At 72.3% G+C, this 17,638-nt stretch carries 15 protein-coding genes; 7 read left to right on the forward strand and 8 right to left on the reverse strand.

Features of this window, described 5'->3' with window-relative positions; all coding sequences use genetic code 11:
• Positions 1–179: 179 nt before the first annotated feature.
• Complete coding sequence (locus ACH5A8_RS17175) at positions 180–584, reverse strand: PIN domain nuclease (protein WP_399002683.1); 405 nt, start codon at positions 582–584, stop codon at positions 180–182.
• Positions 581–799 (reverse strand): type II toxin-antitoxin system VapB family antitoxin, encoded by a 219-nt coding sequence (locus tag ACH5A8_RS17180; RefSeq protein WP_399002685.1) that lies wholly within the window; start codon positions 797–799, stop codon positions 581–583. Before ACH5A8_RS17180 ends, ACH5A8_RS17175 begins: the two co-directional genes overlap by 4 nt.
• A 108-nt stretch (positions 800–907) precedes the next feature.
• Between ACH5A8_RS17180 and ACH5A8_RS17185 the strand changes: the two genes are divergently transcribed.
• The gene (locus tag ACH5A8_RS17185) at positions 908–4,069 is read left to right on the forward strand and encodes a sacsin N-terminal ATP-binding-like domain-containing protein (protein ID WP_399002687.1); all 3,162 of its coding nucleotides are present in this window, start codon (positions 908–910) and stop codon (positions 4,067–4,069) included.
• Positions 4,070–4,091: 22 nt separating this feature from the next.
• Here the strand turns inward: ACH5A8_RS17185 and ACH5A8_RS17190 are convergent, their stop codons facing one another.
• Positions 4,092–6,491 (reverse strand): HAD-IC family P-type ATPase, encoded by a 2,400-nt coding sequence (locus ACH5A8_RS17190; RefSeq protein WP_399002689.1) that lies wholly within the window; start codon positions 6,489–6,491, stop codon positions 4,092–4,094.
• Positions 6,492–6,579: 88 nt separating this feature from the next.
• Positions 6,580–6,861: a DUF2530 domain-containing protein gene (locus tag ACH5A8_RS17195; RefSeq protein WP_399002691.1), complete on the reverse strand. Its 282-nt coding sequence runs from the start codon at positions 6,859–6,861 to the stop codon at positions 6,580–6,582.
• Between the two features lie 333 nt (positions 6,862–7,194).
• Between ACH5A8_RS17195 and ACH5A8_RS17200 the strand changes: the two genes are divergently transcribed.
• Positions 7,195–8,646, forward strand: coding sequence for an NCS2 family permease (locus ACH5A8_RS17200; protein WP_399002693.1), 1,452 nt, complete (start codon positions 7,195–7,197; stop codon positions 8,644–8,646).
• Between the two features lie 64 nt (positions 8,647–8,710).
• On the opposite strand, the gene ACH5A8_RS17205 is transcribed toward ACH5A8_RS17200, so the two are convergent.
• The gene (locus ACH5A8_RS17205; RefSeq protein WP_399002695.1) at positions 8,711–8,893 is read right to left on the reverse strand and encodes a ribbon-helix-helix protein, CopG family; all 183 of its coding nucleotides are present in this window, start codon (positions 8,891–8,893) and stop codon (positions 8,711–8,713) included.
• A 158-nt stretch (positions 8,894–9,051) separates the two neighbouring features.
• On the opposite strand from ACH5A8_RS17205, the gene ACH5A8_RS17210 reads away from it, so the two are divergent.
• The 3 genes from ACH5A8_RS17210 to thpR all read left to right on the forward strand — a co-directional run bounded on the left by ACH5A8_RS17210 (position 9,052) and on the right by thpR (position 11,880).
• Entirely contained in the window at positions 9,052–9,489 is a 438-nt protein-coding gene (locus tag ACH5A8_RS17210) for a MarR family winged helix-turn-helix transcriptional regulator (protein WP_399002697.1), read from the forward strand.
• Positions 9,490–9,844: 355 nt separating this feature from the next.
• On the forward strand, positions 9,845–11,122 hold the full coding sequence (locus ACH5A8_RS17215) for an MFS transporter (protein ID WP_399003187.1): 1,278 nt from the start codon (positions 9,845–9,847) through the stop codon (positions 11,120–11,122).
• A 185-nt stretch (positions 11,123–11,307) separates the two neighbouring features.
• Entirely contained in the window at positions 11,308–11,880 is a 573-nt protein-coding gene (thpR, locus tag ACH5A8_RS17220; RefSeq protein WP_399002699.1) for an RNA 2',3'-cyclic phosphodiesterase, read from the forward strand.
• Positions 11,881–12,083: 203 nt separating this feature from the next.
• On the opposite strand, the gene ACH5A8_RS17225 is transcribed toward thpR, so the two are convergent.
• The 3 genes from ACH5A8_RS17225 to ACH5A8_RS17235 all read right to left on the reverse strand — a co-directional run bounded on the left by ACH5A8_RS17225 (position 12,084) and on the right by ACH5A8_RS17235 (position 14,576).
• Positions 12,084–13,076, reverse strand: a complete 993-nt coding sequence (locus ACH5A8_RS17225; protein WP_399002701.1) for an aldo/keto reductase — start codon at positions 13,074–13,076, stop codon at positions 12,084–12,086.
• 80 nt (positions 13,077–13,156) lie between these two features.
• Positions 13,157–13,747, reverse strand: a complete 591-nt coding sequence (locus ACH5A8_RS17230; protein WP_399002703.1) for a Uma2 family endonuclease — start codon at positions 13,745–13,747, stop codon at positions 13,157–13,159.
• A 151-nt stretch (positions 13,748–13,898) separates the two neighbouring features.
• Positions 13,899–14,576: a GDSL-type esterase/lipase family protein gene (locus tag ACH5A8_RS17235; protein ID WP_399002705.1), complete on the reverse strand. Its 678-nt coding sequence runs from the start codon at positions 14,574–14,576 to the stop codon at positions 13,899–13,901.
• A gap of 200 nt (positions 14,577–14,776) precedes the next feature.
• Between ACH5A8_RS17235 and ACH5A8_RS17240 the strand changes: the two genes are divergently transcribed.
• Positions 14,777–15,760, forward strand: a complete 984-nt coding sequence (locus tag ACH5A8_RS17240) for a WD40 repeat domain-containing protein (protein WP_399002707.1) — start codon at positions 14,777–14,779, stop codon at positions 15,758–15,760.
• Positions 15,761–15,928: 168 nt separating this feature from the next.
• Entirely contained in the window at positions 15,929–17,509 is a 1,581-nt protein-coding gene (locus tag ACH5A8_RS17245; protein ID WP_399002709.1) for a cellulase family glycosylhydrolase, read from the forward strand.
• Positions 17,510–17,638: the final 129 nt, after the last annotated feature.

Below are 17,638 nucleotides of genomic sequence, written 5' to 3' on the forward strand. Positions count from 1 at the left end.
CGTTGTCGTGCGATGGCAGAGGCAGCAGGTGAAGGTGCACGGGCGGCAAGCCGGCTCTGGGCCATGCCGAGGGCCGCACGGCGATCACGGACGGCCTTCCCGAACAGGTAGGCGCGCCGGGGCTTCCTGATACCCCTCACGCGCGCGATCGGCGTCACTGATCTCCCAGCGGGCGTGGCTCATGGCGTCTCACCCCGCACCATGGCGATACCCGGTCTCACCTTCGCGATGGCCGTGAAGTCGTCGTCCACATGAAGAACCGTCAGGTGGTGGTGTTCGGCGGTGAGGGCGATCAGGATGTCCATGGGGGAAGGCCCGCGATGGCGGCCGATCCTTGCCAGGTCCCGCTGGACGGCCAGGACCTTCTGCCACGGATCGTCCAGCGCGGGAACCCAGCCGAAGGTCTGGCCGAGCACGGTGAAGAAAGGCTCGTAGTCCCGGTCGGTGCGCAGTCCCGGCATCAGCTCGGCCTCGACGGGCGGGCAAATGGCAACCAGCCCCCGGGCCGCGCGGTCGGGCCACGGGGAGCCGAGCTGCCCGCGCAGCAATCGCCACACGGCGGATGTATCGGCCAGGTAGCTCACAGCCCCTTCCGCTCCCGTTCCTCCAGGACGTCGAAGTCCAAGAACGCGTCGGCGTTCTCCTGAAGCCAACGCAGGGCACGCGCTCGATCGTCGGCGCTGATCGCGGACGCTATGGCCAGCGCGCGGTCGATGGTCTCCCGTTTGGTCCGGGTGCCGAGCTGCCGCTGGGCGAAGGCCAGCTTGTCGTCGTCGATGTCGACCAGAGTCCTGGACATGCTGCCTCCCGCGAACAGGCTGTATATATCTTGCCCGAGCGTATATCAAACCGTGGCCCCCGCCGCCCGCGCGGTACCTTCGGTTCCACCCTCGTGAGGAGAATCGACGTGAGTATGTTGGTGCAGCCGTCCGCCGGTGGCGATCCCTTCGGGACCGCCCGGCTGCGGCGGGGCGTGCTGGAGGCCTGGGCCACCAGCCCGGCGCGGTTCCGGGAGGACGCCAACGCCGAGGAGGACCTCGTCCTAGGCGGCTACCGCGACCGGCTCGTGGTCGAACTGGCGCAGAACGCCGCTGACGCCGCCGCCCGCGCGGGCGTCCCCGGCAGGCTGCGCCTCACCCTCCGCGACGGCGTCCTCGTCGCCGCGAACACCGGCGCCCCGCTGGACGCCACCGGCGTCGAGTCGCTGTCCACGCTGCGCGCCTCCGCGAAGCGGGACGCCGCGGCGCAGACCACCGCCGTCGGCCGGTTCGGCGTCGGCTTCGCCGCCGTCCTCGCCGTGACCGACGAGCCCGCCGTCGTCGGCCGGCACGGCGGCGTGCGCTGGTCGCTGGCCGAGGCCCGGGGACTCGCGGAGGACACCGCCCGGCACAGCCCCGGCCTCGGCGACGAGATCCGCCGCCGTGACGGACACGTCCCCCTGCTGCGGCTCCCGTTCGCCGCCGAGGGCACCGCCCCCGATCCGTACGACACCGTCGTCATCCTGCCGCTGCGCGACACCGCCGCCGCCGACCTCGCCGAACGCCTCCTGCGCGCCGTCGACGACGCCCTGCTCCTGGCCCTGGCCGGCCTGGAGGAGGTCGTCGTGGAGATCGGCGACGCGGCACCCCGCACGCTGCGCCGCCGCACCGAGGGCGCGCTCACCGTCGTGGAGGACACCGACGGGGGCGCCACCCGGTGGCGCACCGCCGACGCGCACGGCGACCTCACCCCCGACCTGCTCGCCGGCCGCCCGGTGGAGGAGCGGCTGCGGCCGCGGTGGTCGGTGACCTGGGCCGTCCCCGTGGACACCGACGGCGCCCCGGAACGGCCCCGCACCAGCCCCGTCCTGCACGCCCCCACCCCCAGCGACGAACCCCTCGGCGTCCCCGCCCTGCTCATCGCCTCGTTCCCGCTGGACAGCACCCGCCGGCACGCCGCGCCCGGCCCGCTCACCGACTTCCTCGTGCAGCGCGCCGCCGACGCCTACGCCGCCCTCCTCGCCGACTGGCGGCCGGTGACCGAGGGCGTCATCGGCCTCGTGCCCGGCCCGCTCGGCAAGGGCGAACTGGACGGCGCGCTGCGCCAGGCGATCCTGGAGCGGCTGCCGCGCACCTCCTTCCTGCCGCCCGCCGCCGCCCCGCACGAGGACGAGGCGGACGAGCTGCCCGAGTCGCTGCGCCCGCGCGACGCCGAGGTGGTGGAGGGCGCCGGCGCCGACACCGTGCGCGTCCTCGCCGAGGTGCTGCCCACCCTGCTGCCCGCCGGTCTCGAACGCCGTCCCGAACTGCGCACCCTCGGCGTGGCCCGGGTGCCGCTGACCGAGGCCGTCGACCGGCTGGCCGGGCTGGAGAAGGAGCCGGGCTGGTGGCGGCGGCTGTACGACAGCCTCGCGGGCGTCGATCCCGACCGGCTCTCCGGGCTGCCCGTGCCGCTCGCTGGGGGCACCTCCCAGGCTTTCGGCACGGGGGGAGGCCGCACCGCCATCGGGCCCCGGCAGGTCCTCCTGCCCGCCCCGGACGCCGCCGACCTCGCCGACCCCGAGGTGCTGGCCCGGCTCGGGCTGAAGGTCGCCCACCCGGACGCCGCCCACCCGATCCTGGAGAAACTGGGCGCGCTGCCCGCCACCCCGCGCGCGGTGCTCACCACCCCGCAGGTGCGGGCCGCCGTCGCCGCCTCCCTCGACGAGGACGGCGGCGCGTGGGACGAGGACGCCCCGGACGCCGACGAACTCGCCGACACCGTCCTCGCGTTGGTGCGGGACGCGGGCCTGGAGCCCGGCGACGAGCCCTGGCTCGGCGCGCTCGCCCTGCCCGACGAGGAGGGCGAACTCTCCCCGGCCGGCGAACTCGTCTTTCCCGGAGGCCCGTTCGCCCAGGTCATGCGGGAGGACGAGATCCCGGCGGTCGACCAGGAGCTGGCCGACAAGTGGGGACCGCAGCCGCTGGCCGCCTGCGGCGTCCTCGTGGACTTCGCGCTCGTCCGCGCCACCGACGTCGTCCTCGACCCGGACGAACTGGAGCCCCGTGAGGGCGACTTCCCCGAGCCGGACGACCCCGGGCTGCTCGACGCGGTCGACGTGTGGAGCGAGGACGTCCTCGACCGGTTCCCGGACAGCCCCGTCCCACCGGTCGCCACCGAGATCGTCGCCGTGCGCGACCTGGACCTCGTCGACGACGAGCAGTGGCCCGCCGCCCTCGCCCTGCTCGCCCGGCCGCCGCTGCGCGACGCGCTCACCCAGCCGGTGCGGATCCTGCTGCCCGACGGCACCCACGAGGTCGTGCGGTCGTACACCGCCTGGTGGCTGCGCGGGCACCCGGTGCTCGGCGGCCGCCGCCCGGCCGGACTGCGCGCCGCCGGCTCCGACCCGCTGCTGCGCGGCCTGTACGACGAGGCCGACGCCACCGGCTTCGACGACGAGCAGGTGCTGCGGGCGCTCGGCGTGCGCACCAGCGTGGCCGCGCTGCTCGCCGAACCGGGCGGAGCGGCCGAGCTGCTGGACCGCCTCGCCGACCCCGACCGCCCGGTGACCTCCGCCCAACTGCACGCCCTGTACGGGGCGCTGGCCGAGCTGGAGCCGGATCAGGTCACCCTGCCCGACGAGCTGCGGGCCGTGGTCGACGGGCGGGTGGAGGTGGTGGACGCCGCCGACGCCGTGGTGTGCGACTCCCCGGACCTGCTGCCGTTCACCGCCGGCGTCCCGCTGCTGCCCGTACGCCCCGCCCTGGCCGCCGAGCTGGCCGAGCTGTTCCAGGTGCGGCGGCTGAGCGAGTCCGTCACCGGCGAGGTCGACTCGGCCGGCGCCGAGCACGACGTACCGGAGCCGGTGCGGGTGCTGCTGGGCCCGCGCACCCCCGGGACGTACGTCGAGCACGAGGAACTCGTCGTCGACGGGACCGAGCTGGACTGGCGCCTGACGCCGGACGGCGTGCTGCACGCGGCCACCCTGGAGGGCGTCGCCGCCGGCCTCGCCTGGGCCGCCGGCCAGTGGCCCCGCCGCTTCGAGGTCGCCGCCCTCCTGGAGGACCCGTCCCGCACGGAGGAACTGGCCCGCGACCGCTGGTTCGACTGAGCCACGCGGCAAGGGGGTGGGGCTACGCCGGGAAGCGGCGCCCCACCCACTTCCACAGCACCTCCAGGGCCGCCGACGCGACCACGGCGACGCCCACCGCCAGCCAGGGCATCGACGTGCCCACCAGCTTCAGCGCGAAGAAGTGCTGGAGCGCCGGCACGGCCAGCACGACGACGAACGCCGCCCCCATCGCGGCCACCAGCACGACCCGCCACCACGTGTAGGGGCGGGCGATGATCGCGAGCACCCACATCGAGATCAGGAAGAGGGTGAGCGTCGCCGCGCTGGTCTCCGCGTCCAGCGCGTCCGGACCGGTGTAGTGGCCGCGCGCGATCAGATACGTCACGAACGTCGCCGCGCCTGCCACCACGCCGCCGGGGACCGCGTACCGCATCACCCGCCGCACGAAGTGCGGTCTGGCGCGCTCCGTGTTCGGGGCGAGGGCCAGGAAGAAGGCCGGGACGCCGATGGTCAGCGTCGACAGCAGGGTCAGGTGCCGGGGCAGGAACGGGTACTCCACCTGCGAGCACACCACCAGCACGGCCAGCAGCACCGAGTACACCGTCTTGACCAGGAACAGCGTCGCGACCCGGGTGATGTTGCCGATGACGCGCCGGCCCTCCGCCACCACCGACGGCAGGACCGCGAAACTGTTGTCCAGCAGCACGATCTGCGCGACCGCCTTGGTGGCCTCCGAGCCGGAGCCCATCGCCACCCCGATGTCGGCGTCCTTCAGCGCCAGCACGTCGTTCACGCCGTCGCCGGTCATCGCGACCGTGTGCCCGCGCGACTGGAGCGCGCCCACCATGTCCCGCTTCTGCTGCGGGGTGACCCGCCCGAACACCGTCGCCTCGTCCAGCCGCTCGGCCAGCGCCGCCCGCTCCTCGGGCAGCTTGCGCCCGTCGACGGCGGCGCCGCCGTCCAGCCCGGCCTTCGCGGCCACCGCGCCCACCGACACCGCGTTGTCGCCGGAGATCACCTTGGCGCGGACGTCCTGGTCGGCGAAGTAGCGCAGGGTGCCGGCCGCGTCGGGCCGCAGCCGCTGCTCCAGCACGACGAGGGCGGTGGGCGTGAGGTCCCGGGTGACGTGCGGATCGTCCAGCTCACGGCCGGCCCGGGCCAGCAGCAGCACGCGCAGCCCCCGCTCGTTGAGCCGCCCGGTCTCGGCGAGCGCCGCCGACTCCTCCGGCAGCAGCACGTCCGGCGCGCCCAGCAGCCACGTACTGGACTCGCCGTCGCCCTCGCTGAAGCTCGCGCCGCTGTACTTGCGGGCCGAGGAGAAGGGCAGCGACTCCACGCAGCGCCACTCCTCGCTGTCCGGGCAGGCCTCGATGATCGCCTGGAGGGAGGCGTTGGGGCGCGGGTCGGACTCGCCGAGCGCGCCGAGGACCCGGCGGACGTACGCCTCGTCCTGGCCGTCCAGCAGCCGGACCTCGGTGACGTCCATGCCGCCCTCGGTGAGCGTGCCGGTCTTGTCCAGGCACACCGTGTCCACCCGGGCGAGGCCCTCGATGGCGGGCAGCTCCTGCACCAGGCACCGCTTGCGGCCGAGCCGGATCACACCGATCGCGAAGGCGACGGAGGTGAGCAGCACCAGCCCCTCGGGCACCATGGGGACGATGCCGCCGATCATCCGCGCGACGGAGTCCTTGAGGTCGTCGTCCTTGGCGACCAGCTGGCTGATGACCAGGCCGATCGCGGTCGGGATCATCATCCACATCACGTACTTGAGGATGGTGGAGATGCCGGAGCGCAGCTCGGAGTGGACGAGGGTGAAGCGGGAGGCCTCCTCGGCGAGCCGGGCGGCGTAGGCCTCGCGGCCGACCCGGGTGGCCTGGAACGCGCCGCCGCCGGCGACGACGAAGCTGCCGGACATCACCTGGTCGCCCCGGCGTTTGACGACCGGGTCGGCCTCGCCGGTGAGCAGCGACTCGTCGATCTCCAGCCCGTCGGCCTCGACGCAGACGCCGTCCACGACCACCTTGTCCCCCGGCCCGATCTCGATCACGTCGTCGAGGACGATCTCCGAGGTGGCGATCTCGGTCGCCGTGCCGTCGCGCCGCACGGTCGGGCGGGCCTCGCCGATCACGGCGAGCGAGTCCAGGGTCTGCTTGGCCCGCCACTCCTGCACGATGCCGATGCCGGTGTTGGCGAGGATCACGAAGCCGAACAGGCTGTCCTGGATCGGCGCGACGAACAGCGTGATCAGCCAGAGGACGCCGATGATCGCGTTGAACCGGGTGAAGACGTTGGCGCGGACGATGTCGGCGAGGGACCGGCTGCCGCGCACCGGGACGTCGTTGACGTCACCTCCGGCGACGCGCCGCGCGACCTCGTCCGGGGTGAGCCCGCTCGCCCGCGCCGGGGGTATGGGCACGGGGTGCACGGGGTCCAGCTCCGTACCGGCGTCGCTGTGCGTCATGCCTTCGACGGTACGTGGGACCGGATCCCTTCACTCGTCGGACGGGATCAGGGCGGCCGTCACTCGTCGGACGGGATCACGGTGGGCGTCACTCGTTGGACGGGATCACGGTGGGTGTCGTCGCGCCGGCCGCCGAGCGCTTGATCGCCGCGTCACGCCGGCGGACGTACCAGACGCCGATCAGCCCGAGGCCGCCGCCGGCCAGGCAGGTCCACAGCCACCAGGTGCGGCCGTGGTCGTCGTACCAGCCGTAGAAGGGGAGCTGGACCAGGAAGAGGACGAACCAGACGATCGTGCCGCCGGTGATGGTGGCGACCACGGGGCCCTCCAGGGGCTCCGGCGCCTCGTGCTTGGGGGTCCACTTCGCCATGGCCTCAGCTTACGGCCCGGGGTGCGGGGGCCCCACGGCCCGGGGGAGGGTCCCGCGGGCCGAGGGCGCGGGGGCCGGCGCGGCCGGGGGAGGAGCTTGCGGCGGAAGGCGCGGGAGTCGGCGCCGCACGGGGTCTACGCGCGGAGATGGCCTTTTTCGCCTTCATATGTTCATACTGAAACAGTCTGAGTCTGGCCGTTTATCTTCGTAGAAAACACCAACCGCAATCTGGGGGAGATCTGTTGGTGACAGAAGACGGTGAGACTCGATCACGTTTGATCCCCTTCCCGGCTCGGTACTCCGGTACCTCCCCGCATCCCTGAGGTCATCCGCATGTCCACCTCGGCCACCGCCAAGGTCCCCGCCCCCGAGAAGCCGGGGACGCCGCCCCCGTACGGCGCCCTCGACCGATACTTCAAGATCTCCGAGCGCGGCAGCTCCCTGTCGCGCGAGATCCGCGGCGGCTTCGCCACCTTCTTCGCGATGGCCTACATCATCGTGCTGAACCCGATCATCCTGGGCAGCGCGAAAGACATGTACGGGCACCAGCTCGACAACGGCCAGCTCGTCACCGCCACCGCCGTGACGGCCGCGTTCACCACGCTGCTCATGGGCGTCATCGGCAACGTCCCGATCGCGCTCGCCGCCGGCCTCGGCGTCAACACCGTCGTCGCGCTCCAGCTCGCGCCGCGCATGTCGTGGCCGGACGCGATGGGCATGGTCGTCCTCGCCGGCTTCGTCGTCATGCTGCTGGTGGCGACCGGTCTGCGCGAGCGCGTGATGAACGCCGTGCCGCTCGGGCTGCGCAAGGGCATCGCCATCGGCATCGGCCTGTTCATCATGCTGATCGGCCTCGTCGACTCCGGTTTCGTCTCCCGGATCCCGGACGCCGCCCACACCACCGTCCCGCTCCAGCTGGGCGCCGACGGTCACCTCAACGGCTGGCCGGTCCTGGTCTTCATCCTGGGCGCGCTGCTCACGCTCGCGCTCATCGTGCGCAAGGTGCCCGGCGCGATCCTCATCTCGATCGTCGTGATGACCGTCGTGGCCGTGGTCATCAACGCCGTCGCCAAGATCCCGTCCTGGGGCCTGACCACCCCGAAGTGGCCCGGCAACCCGGTCTCCACGCCGGACTTCGGCCTGCTCGGCAAGGTCAGCCTCTTCGGCGGCTTCGACAAGGTCGGCGTCCTGACCGGCATCCTGTTCGTCTTCACCGTGCTGCTGTCCTGCTTCTTCGACGCCATGGGCACGATCATGGGCATCAGCGACGAGGCCAAGCTGACCGACGCCCAGGGCCAGATGCCCGGCATGAACAAGGTTCTCTTCATCGACGGCATCGCCGTCGCCGCCGGCGGCGCGAGCTCCTCCTCGGCCACCACCTGCTTCGTGGAGTCCACGGCCGGTGTCGGCGAGGGCGCGCGGACCGGCTTCGCGAACGTCGTCACCGGCGCGCTGTTCGCCGTGGCGCTCTTCCTCACGCCGGTCGCCACGATGGTCCCGTCCCAGGCGGCCACCCCGGCCCTGCTCGCGGTGGGCTTCCTGATCCTGTCCGGCTCGATCAAGGAGATCGACTGGACGGACCACACGATCGCCATCCCGGCCTTCGTGACGATGCTGATGATGCCGTTCACCTACTCGATCACCAACGGCATCGGGATGGGCTTCATCACCTTCGTGGCGCTGCGGCTGGCCGCCGGGCGGGTGCGCGAGGTGCCGCCGGCGATGTACGTGGTCGCGGCGGTGTTCGCCTTCTACTACCTGATGCCGGCCCTGGGCCTGCTCTGACGGTTCCCCGAAGGGGATGGTCCCCCCAAGGGGGGCCTCCCCGGAGGGGGCGGTTCCACGCGGTTCAGGGGACCCCGTAGAACCGCTCCGTCTCCTCGACGGCGGCGTGGAAGCGTTCGTCGAAGTCGTCTCGAACGAGCGTCCGGACTACGTAGTCCTGGACGCTCATTCCTCTTTTCGCGGCGTGGTCCCGGAGCCGTTCGAGCAGCTCGCGGTCCATGCGCAGGCTGAGCACGCTGGTCCCCATGGAGACGAGGGTCGCGGCAGGTCTCCGCGCCCGGGGAGACGTTCTACGCCCCTGTCACCCATATGAGTGACAGTGTTCGGCCAGTAGTGGCCAGGGTCACCTGGTGTGTGCGTGTTCCGGTTGGTCTTTAGCCAGAGTAATGAGTTACGCTAAAGAACATGCCGGACCTTACCCATGGCGACGACGCTGCCGCCGTGAACTCCCTGCGTTCCGCCGTGATGCGACTGTCCCGTCGGCTCAAGCACCAGCGCGTCGACGAGTCGCTGAGCCCCACCGAGATGTCGGTGCTGGGCACCCTGTCCAACTGCGGCAGCGCCACGCCGGGCGAGCTCGCCCGCAAGGAGCACGTGCAGCCGCCGTCGATGACCCGCATCGTCGCGTTGCTGGAGGCCAAGGGGCTGGTCCGTCTGGAGCCGCACCCCGAGGACCGGCGGCAGAAGGTCGTCTCCCGCACCGAGCAGGCCGTGACCATGCTCGAGGAGAGCCGCCGCAAGCGGAACGCCTTCCTGGCCGGCCTGGTGGACGGCCTCGACGAGGACGAGTGGGCGAAGCTGCGCGAAGCCGCCCCCGTACTGGAAAAGCTCGCGCATCTGTGAAGTACGCCCGACGTCAGCAGCCGCAAGGAGGCGAACCCCTTTGAGTACGGGATCCGGAGCAGCTTCCGCCCCCGCACCGACCGCCCACGACACCTCGCCCGCCCCCGACCCCCGGCCCGCCACGGACGCGACGACCGCCACGGACGCCGGCTCCGAGACCGCCGGCGTCTCCGTGACCGCCGCGGAGGCCCTGGCCGCCCCGGACCCCGGGACCGCCGCCGAGACCCCGGCCGCCGACGCCGCTCCCGGGACCGCCCCGGCCGCCCGCGACGCCGCGCCCGCTCCGGGCCCCCGGCCCGCCCCCGGCATACGCACCGCCCCGGCAGCGCCCCGCAAGGCCCGCTCCGGAGCCTCCATGTTCAGCTCGCTGAAGGTCCGGAACTACCGCCTGTTCTTCCTGGGCCAGGTGGTCTCCAACACCGGCACCTGGATGCAGCGCATCGCCCAGGACTGGCTGGTCCTCAGCCTGACCGGCTCCTCGGCCGCCGTCGGCATCACCACGGCCCTGCAGTTCCTGCCGATGCTGCTCTTCGGCCTGTACGGCGGCGTCCTCGTCGACCGGCTGCCGAAGCGGCCGACCCTGCTCGTCACGCAGTCCGCGATGGCCCTCACCGGCCTGGCGCTGGCCGCGCTCACGCTCAGCGGGCACGTCCAGGTGTGGCACGTCTACGTCGCCGCCTTCGCCGTCGGACTCGCCACGGTCGTCGACAACCCGGCCCGGCAGTCCTTCGTCTCCGAGATGGTCGGCCCCCAGCAGCTCCAGAACGCGGTCAGCCTGAACTCGGCGAACTTCCAGTCCGCCCGGCTCATCGGCCCCGCCGTCGCCGGCCTCATGATCACCGGCGTTGGCACCGGCTGGGCGTTCCTCGCCAACGGCCTGTCCTTCGTCGCGCCCATCGGCGGCCTGCTGCTGATGCGGGCCCGCGAGCTGCACGTGGTCGAGCGCGCCCCGCGCGGCAAGGGCCAGCTGCGGGAGGGCCTGCGCTATGTCGCCGGCCGCCCCGACCTGATCTGGCCGATCGTCCTGGTGGGCTTCATCGGCACCTTCGGCTTCAACTTCCCGGTGTGGCTGTCCGCCTACGCCGACGACGTCTTCCACTCCGGCGCCGGCGCGTACAGCCTCTTCAACACCGTGATGGCGGTCGGCTCGCTGGTGGGCGCCCTGCTCGCGGCCCGCCGCGGCACGGCCAGGCTGCGGGTGCTGATCGCGGCGGCGGCCGCCTTCGGCGCGCTGGAGATCGTGGCCGCGCTGGCCCCGTCGTACTGGCTGTTCGCCCTGCTGATGGCCCCGATCGGCGTCTTCGGCCTCACGGTCAACGTCACCGCCAACACCGCCGTCCAGATGGCCACCGACCCCGCGATGCGCGGCCGGGTGATGGCGCTGTTCATGATGGTCTTCATGGGCGGCACCCCGCTGGGCGCGCCGCTGGTCGGCTGGATCACCGACGCCTACGGCGCCCGGATCGGCTTCGTCCTCGGCGGCGCGATCTCGCTCGCCGCGGCCACCGTCATCGGCCTGGTCCTGGCCCGCGTCGGCGACCTGCGCCTCGCCGTCGCCTGGCAGGGCGGCCATCCGAGGGTGTCCTTCGTCCCGCGCGCGGGGAACAAGGAGCCGGCGAGGGCGGCCGCGTGACGGCGCCGCCCGCCGGGCTCAGTCCCGGGGGAACTCGTCGGTCCTGAGGGCCAGCCCGACGGGCGTACCGTCAGGTCGATCCCGTCGCCGAAGTCGAGGACGAGCTCGCTGCGGTACACGCCGTCAGCACGGTGACCTGGTCCCGAGGCGACACTCGCGGGGCGCGCGGCGGGGACACTGGGCGTATGAGACTGTTCGCCGCCGTGTTGCCGCCCGAGGACGTCCTGCGGGGGCTCGCCCATGAGGTGCGGCGGTTGCGGGAGCTGCCCGGGGCCGGGCGGTTCCGGTGGACCGAGCGGGCCGGCTGGCACTTCACGCTCGCCTTCTACGGCGAGGTCGACGAGGACGTCGTACCGGAGCTGTCGGCCCGCCTGGAGAAGGCGGCGCGGCGTACGGAGCCGTTCGCGCTCGCCTTGCGCGGCGGGGGTCAGTTCGGGCGCGGGAAGGCGCTGTGGACGGGCGCGGAGGGCGACTTCGGCGCCCTGGGGCTGCTGGCCGGGCGCGCGGAGGCGGCGGCGCGCAAGGCGGGCCTGGAGACGGGGGAGCACCGCCGCTACAAGGCCCATCTGACGGTGGCCCGCGCCCGGGAGGCGGTGGACGTGCGGCCGTACGTCGCCGCGCTCCAGGACTTCGCCGGCGTTGCCTGGACGGTGGAGGAGCTGGTCCTCGTCCGCAGTCGGCTGCCGAGGTCGGGCGTGCCCGGCGAGCAGCCCCGTTACGAGCCGGTCGGCCGCTGGGCACTGGGCCGGGCCGGTTAGTCTCGAAGACGTGGACCCCAAAACCCGGAACCGGATCATGGCCGGTGCGCTCGTGCTGATGTTGGCCGTCGTAGCCCTGGCGGCCGCGCTCGGCAGGTGAGCCGAGCGCGACCGCCGCGCTCCTCAAGGGCAACCCCTCTGGGTGATCCGCTCGCAGGGACCGTCCGGGCGGGAGCCACCGGACCGGACCTACCGGCCCGGACCTACCAGGCGAAGGCCTCCGGCGACGGGCCCGGACCGGGGAAGATCTCATCCAGCCCGGCCAGCACCTCCTCGCTCAGCTCCAGCTCGACCGCCCGCAGCGCGGAGGCGAGCTGCTCGGCGGTGCGCGGTCCGACGATGGGACCGGTCACACCGGGCCGGGTGAGCAGCCAGGCGAGCGCCGCCTCGCCCGGCTGGAGGCCGTGCTTGTCGAGCAGGGCCTCGTAGGCCTCGACCTGGGCGCGCACGGCCGGGTCGGCGAGGGAGTCGACGGTCCGCCCGGAGGCGCGCCGGCCGCTCTCGGCCTGCTTCTTCAGCACCCCGCCCAGCAGTCCGCCGTGCAGCGGCGACCAGGGGATGACCCCGAGTCCGTACTCCTGCGCGGCCGGGATGACCTCCATCTCGGCGCGCCGCTCGGCCAGGTTGTACAGGCACTGCTCGCTGACCAGGCCGATGGTGCCGCCCCTGCGGGCCGCGGCCTCGTTGGCCTGCGCGATCTTGTAGCCGGGGAAGTTGGACGATCCGGCGTAGAGGATCTTGCCCTGCTGGACGAGGACGTCGATCGCCTGCCAGATCTCGTCGAAGGACGTGTTCCGGTCGATGTGGTGGAACTGGTAGAGGTCGATGTAGTCGGTCCGGAGCCGCTTGAGGCTGGCGTCGACGGCCCGCCGGATGTTCACGGCGGACAGCTTGTCGTGGTTGGGCCAGGCCTCGCCGTCGGCGCCCATGTTGCCGTACACCTTGGTGGCGAGGACGACCTTGTCGCGCCGGTCGCCGCCCTTGGCGAACCAGTTGCCGATGATCGACTCGGTGCGGCCCTTGTTCTCGCCCCAGCCGTACACGTTGGCCGTGTCGAAGAAGTTGATCCCCGCGTCCAGCGCCGCGTCCATGATCGCGTGGCTGTCCGCCTCGTCGGTCTGCGGCCCGAAGTTCATCGTGCCGAGCACCAGTCGGCTGACCTTGAGTCCCGTGCGTCCCAGCTGTGTGTACTTCATGGTCCCCAAGCCAATGCCCTGGAGTGCGCTCGAAGCAAGGGGGGCCCGCGGGGCGGCGGGGGCGCGACGGGGCGGCGGGGTCAGTCGCGCGGGAAGTCGTCGGTCTTGAGGGTGAGGCCGAGGGGGGTGGTGGTCATGTCCACCTCTCCGCCGAAGGTGACGGACGTGTCGGTGAGGTAGTCGCCGTCCTTGGGCTGGGTGAACAGGCGGCACTTGCCCAGGTACGGGTCCACGATCAGGTAGACGGGGATCTCGGCGAGGGCGTAGGAGGTCTTCTTGGGCCCGTAGTCGTTCCGGGCGGTGTCCTTGGAGATGACCTCGGCGACGAACTCCACGTCCTCGGGGCTCCAGCGGCCCTTCGCGTCCGGTGCGGCGTCGTCGCGCAGCTTCGCCACGTCCGGGGCGAGACCGTTGCGATAGCCGGGGAAGTCGATGCGGACGTCGGACACCACCTGCACGTCGGTGCCGAAGCGCCCCATGAGCACTTTGATGAGGGTCAGGATGATCTGCCAGTGCGCGTTCCGCTGCGGCGACATGTAGACGGCCCCCTCGACGATCTCCACCTTGTAACCCTCGGGGACGGGCATCTTCTCGAGCCGCTCGAACATGTCGTCGAGCCAGCGCGTGTTGTCGCTCTCGGCCATCGTGATCCTGTCTTCCAGGACGGTCATCGTGGCGCTCCTCCCCGGCTGCCCGCGAACGGGTGCAGCCGCGCGGTACAACGATACGCACGGCGACGAGGACACGGACGGCCGTGCATATGCCACCGGGACGGGCCGGCCGGTGCTCAGGCGATAAGCCGCCGGGACGGGCCGCCGGCGCTCAGACGCCCGTGTACTTCCCGCCCCAGCCCCACGCCTGGTGCATGGCGTCGGCGAAGGCCGCCGCGATCCTGTGCTCGCCGCTCCCGTTCGGGTGGGTGCCGTCGTAGGTGTCGGTGCGGATGTCGTACGCCGGCGGCGGGGAGGCGAGGAGCAGGGGCGAGCGGGGCTCGTCCAGGTCGGCCACGGCCTTGGCCAGCAGCTCGTTGAAGAGGGACACCTCGGCGGCGAAGGCCGGCTCGTCCTCGGCCCGGACGTTGGGGATCACCGGCAGCACGACCATGCGGATACGCGGCCGGGCGGCCCGCGCCCGCTCGACGAAGGCCGAGACGTTCTCCGCCGTCTGTCCGGCGTTGGTGTAGAAGCCCAGGTCTATGAGGCCCAGCGAGACGAGGAGCACGTCCACCCGGCCGGCCCGCACCGCCTCGCCGATCAGCGGGGCCATGTGCTGCCAGCCCTCGCCCCAGCCGGCCAGGTGGGCGCGGGGGAAGCCGGGGTCGGCGTACTCGTACGAGGTGGGCGCCTGCGTCGCCTTGTCGTACAGCGTCTCGCGCGGGCCGACGAAGGAGAACGGGCCGCCGTACGTGTCGCGCAGGTGCTGCCACAGCCGGTAGCGCCATGTGTGTTCGCCCGCGCTGCCGATGGTCATCGAGTCGCCGACGGGCATGAACCTGAGCATCCGCTCATCATCGGTGATCGTGGCGGCGGCACGGCCGCCGGACCGGTGTGAGGCCTGCCACCCCGCCGTCGTCCCGGCCCCTCCGTACCGTCACCCCCGCCGTCGTCCCGGGCGCTCCGTACCGCCACCCCCGCCCCCGTCCTGGTGCCGACGGGCCGCCGCCCCGGCCGAACCGCTGTGCGGGATGGCAGGCTTGGGGCATGCGCCGATCGTTCGCCCTGCTCGCCGGGGCTCTCCTCGTGGGTGTGTTCGCCGCGCCCGTGCCCGCGTCCGCCGCCGACGGGGACGGCGGGTTCACGATCAAGGACCCGAGGATCAAGGAGTCCAGCGGCCTCGCCGCCTCGCACCTGCACCCCGGCGTCTACTGGACGCACAACGACAGCGACGACGGCCCGTACATCTACGCCGTGGACGGCAGGACCGGCAAGACCGTCGCCACCGTCACCCTCAGCGGCGTCGGCAAGCCCCGCGACGTCGAGGCCATCTCCATCGGCCCCGGCAACCAGATATACGTCGGCGACATCGGCGACAACCTCGGCGGCACCTGGCCCTACGTGTGGATCTACCGGTTGCCCGAGCCCAAGGTCCTCGAGGACCAGACGATCCGGGCCACCCAGTACGTGGTGAAGTACTCCGACGGGGCCCGCAACGCCGAGTCGCTGGCCGTACACCCGAAGACCGGGCGCGTCTACATCGTCGACAAGAACGAGGACGGCGGCCACCTCTTCGAGGGCCCCGCCCACCTGTCCTCCTCGGGCACGAACGTCTTCAAGCCGATCGCCCCCGTCGACCTGTGGGCCACCGACGCCGCCTTCTCGCCCGACGGCTCACACCTCGCCGTGCGCGGCTACTTCGGCGGCATCTACTACGACTGGAACGGCGGCCGGATCAAGCGCGCCGGCCGCCTCGACGTGCCCCTCCAGGGCCAGGGCGAGTCGGTCACCTACACCGCCGACGGCACCGAGCTGCTGTACGGCAGCGAGGGCGCGGACAGCCCCGTACAGGCGAAGGACGCGCCGGGCGGGGGTGGCGGGGGCTCGAAGTCTCCCTCCGGCAGCGCGAGTTCGTCCTCGTCCGGATCGGGTGGCGGCGGCTTCGGCGGCACGGTGAGGACGGGCGCGGTCGTGGCGGTGCTGGCGGTGGCCGCCCTCTTCGGGCTGCGGCGGTTCACGCGGCGGGGGTGAGCGCCGATGTGGTGGGTGCCGCTGATGCCGCTGACGCGGTTGAGGTCATGGGGATTCTTGTCATGTCCTTGCTCTTGACGGGCGGTGGTGACCATGGCTTCCATGGAGGGGCGGGAATGGGAGCGCTCCCATTTGTTCCGGCCCGCGCCTCCGAGAGGAAGCAGCGACATGTTCCGCAGCATGCGAAGAGCGCTGTGCACTGCCGCCGCGGCGCTCCTGATACCCCTGGGCGCGGGCCTCGGCGCGGCGGCGACCGCGCACGCGGCCGGCGACGCGACCGTGAAGGACACCGCCGCGGCGGCGGCCGCGGGCGCCGGCTACTGGCACACCAGCGGCCGGCAGATCCTGGACGCGGCCGGGAACCCGGTCCGCATCGCCGGCGTCAACTGGTTCGGCTTCGAGACCGGCAACCACGTGGTCCACGGGCTGTGGTCCCGCGACTACAAGAGCATGATCGACCAGATGAAGTCGCTGGGCTACAACACCATCCGGCTGCCCTACAGCGACGACATCTTCAAGGCCGGCACCACGGCCGACAGCATCAACTTCAACAACATGAACAGCGACCTGCAGGGGCTGACCCCGCTGCAGGTCATGGACAAGATCGTGGCGTACGCCGGCCAGGACGGGCTGAAGGTCATCCTGGACCGTCACCGCCCGGACTCCGGCGGCCAGTCGGCCCTGTGGTACACCTCGGCCGTCCCCGAGTCGACGTGGATCACCGACCTCAAGGCGCTGGCCACCCGTTACAAGGGCCAGGACGCCGTGATCGGCATCGACCTGCACAACGAGCCGCACGACCCCGCCTGCTGGGGCTGCGGGGACCAGGCGACCGACTGGCGGCTGGCCGCCGAGCGGGCCGGCAACGCGGTGCTCGCCGCCAACCCCGACCTGCTGATCTTCGTCGAGGGCGTGCAGACGGTCGGCGGCGTCTCCGGATGGTGGGGCGGCAACCTGATGGGCGTCGGCCAGTACCCCGTACGCCTCGACGTCGCGAACCGGGTCGTGTACTCCGCCCACGACTACGCCACCAGCGTGTCCCAGCAGAGCTGGTTCACCGACCCGGCCTTCCCGGCCAACATGCCGGGCGTGTGGGACAAGTACTGGGGCTACATCTTCAAGCAGAACATCGCGCCGGTGTGGGTCGGCGAGTTCGGCACGACCCTCCAGTCGACCGTCGACCAGAAGTGGCTGGCGGCGCTGGTGAGTTACCTGCGCCCCACGTCGACGTACGGCGCGGACAGCTTCCAGTGGACCTTCTGGTCGTGGAACCCGGACTCGGGTGACACCGGGGGCATCCTGAAGGACGACTGGCAGACCGTGGACACCGTCAAGGACGGCTACCTGGCGAGCGTCAAGGCGCCCGGCTTCCCGGCGGGCGGCGGTGGCACCGGCGGTGGCGGCGGAGACGGCGGCGGCACCGGGGGCGGCACCGGCGGCGGCAGCACCCCCGCCTGCACCGCCGCGTACACCGTCAGCGACGACTGGGGCAGCGGCTTCAACGCCCAGGTGAAGGTGACCAATTCGGGCACCACCGCGATCAAGTCCTGGAAGGTGAGCTGGACCTGGAGCGGCTCCCAGAAGATCACCAACATCTGGAACGCCACGTCCACCCAGACCGGCTCGACCGTCACAGCGGTGAACGCCGCTCACAACGGCGCGATCGCCCCCGGCGGTTCGACGAGCTTCGGCTTCGGCGGATCCCCGGGCGCCGGCACCGCCCCGACGGTGACCTGCACGGCGTCCTGACAACCGGCCCGCACGACCAGGGGCGGGCCCGGCCCACCGGCCGCCCGCCCCGCCCCCACGGGCCGAGGGACATCCCGTCGTCCTGGGCCGCCCGTCGCCGCCGTCGCGCCGACCGCGGCGCGGTGCCGG

It is taken from the genome of Streptomyces sp. NPDC018610 (assembly GCF_044391765.1).
GTDB lineage: Bacteria > Actinomycetota > Actinomycetes > Streptomycetales > Streptomycetaceae > Streptomyces.

Bases quoted from the DNA above. Each gene is read 5' to 3' on its own strand.
- ACH5A8_RS17180 (WP_399002685.1), bottom strand. From the start codon at position 799: ATGTCCAGGACTCTGGTCGACATCGACGACGACAAGCTGGCCTTCGCC.
- thpR (WP_399002699.1), top strand. From the start codon at position 11,308: ATGAGACTGTTCGCCGCCGTGTTGCCGCCCGAGGACGTCCTGCGGGGG.
- ACH5A8_RS17200 (WP_399002693.1), top strand. From the start codon at position 7,195: ATGTCCACCTCGGCCACCGCCAAGGTCCCCGCCCCCGAGAAGCCGGGG.
- ACH5A8_RS17205 (WP_399002695.1), bottom strand. From the start codon at position 8,893: ATGGGGACCAGCGTGCTCAGCCTGCGCATGGACCGCGAGCTGCTCGAA.
- ACH5A8_RS17215 (WP_399003187.1), top strand. From the start codon at position 9,845: ATGTTCAGCTCGCTGAAGGTCCGGAACTACCGCCTGTTCTTCCTGGGC.
- ACH5A8_RS17195 (WP_399002691.1), bottom strand. From the start codon at position 6,861: ATGGCGAAGTGGACCCCCAAGCACGAGGCGCCGGAGCCCCTGGAGGGC.
- ACH5A8_RS17245 (WP_399002709.1), top strand. From the start codon at position 15,929: ATGTTCCGCAGCATGCGAAGAGCGCTGTGCACTGCCGCCGCGGCGCTC.
- ACH5A8_RS17225 (WP_399002701.1), bottom strand. From the start codon at position 13,076: ATGAAGTACACACAGCTGGGACGCACGGGACTCAAGGTCAGCCGACTG.
- ACH5A8_RS17190 (WP_399002689.1), bottom strand. From the start codon at position 6,491: ATGACGCACAGCGACGCCGGTACGGAGCTGGACCCCGTGCACCCCGTG.
- ACH5A8_RS17235 (WP_399002705.1), bottom strand. From the start codon at position 14,576: ATGCTCAGGTTCATGCCCGTCGGCGACTCGATGACCATCGGCAGCGCG.
- ACH5A8_RS17240 (WP_399002707.1), top strand. From the start codon at position 14,777: ATGCGCCGATCGTTCGCCCTGCTCGCCGGGGCTCTCCTCGTGGGTGTG.
- ACH5A8_RS17210 (WP_399002697.1), top strand. From the start codon at position 9,052: ATGCCGGACCTTACCCATGGCGACGACGCTGCCGCCGTGAACTCCCTG.
- ACH5A8_RS17230 (WP_399002703.1), bottom strand. From the start codon at position 13,747: ATGACCGTCCTGGAAGACAGGATCACGATGGCCGAGAGCGACAACACG.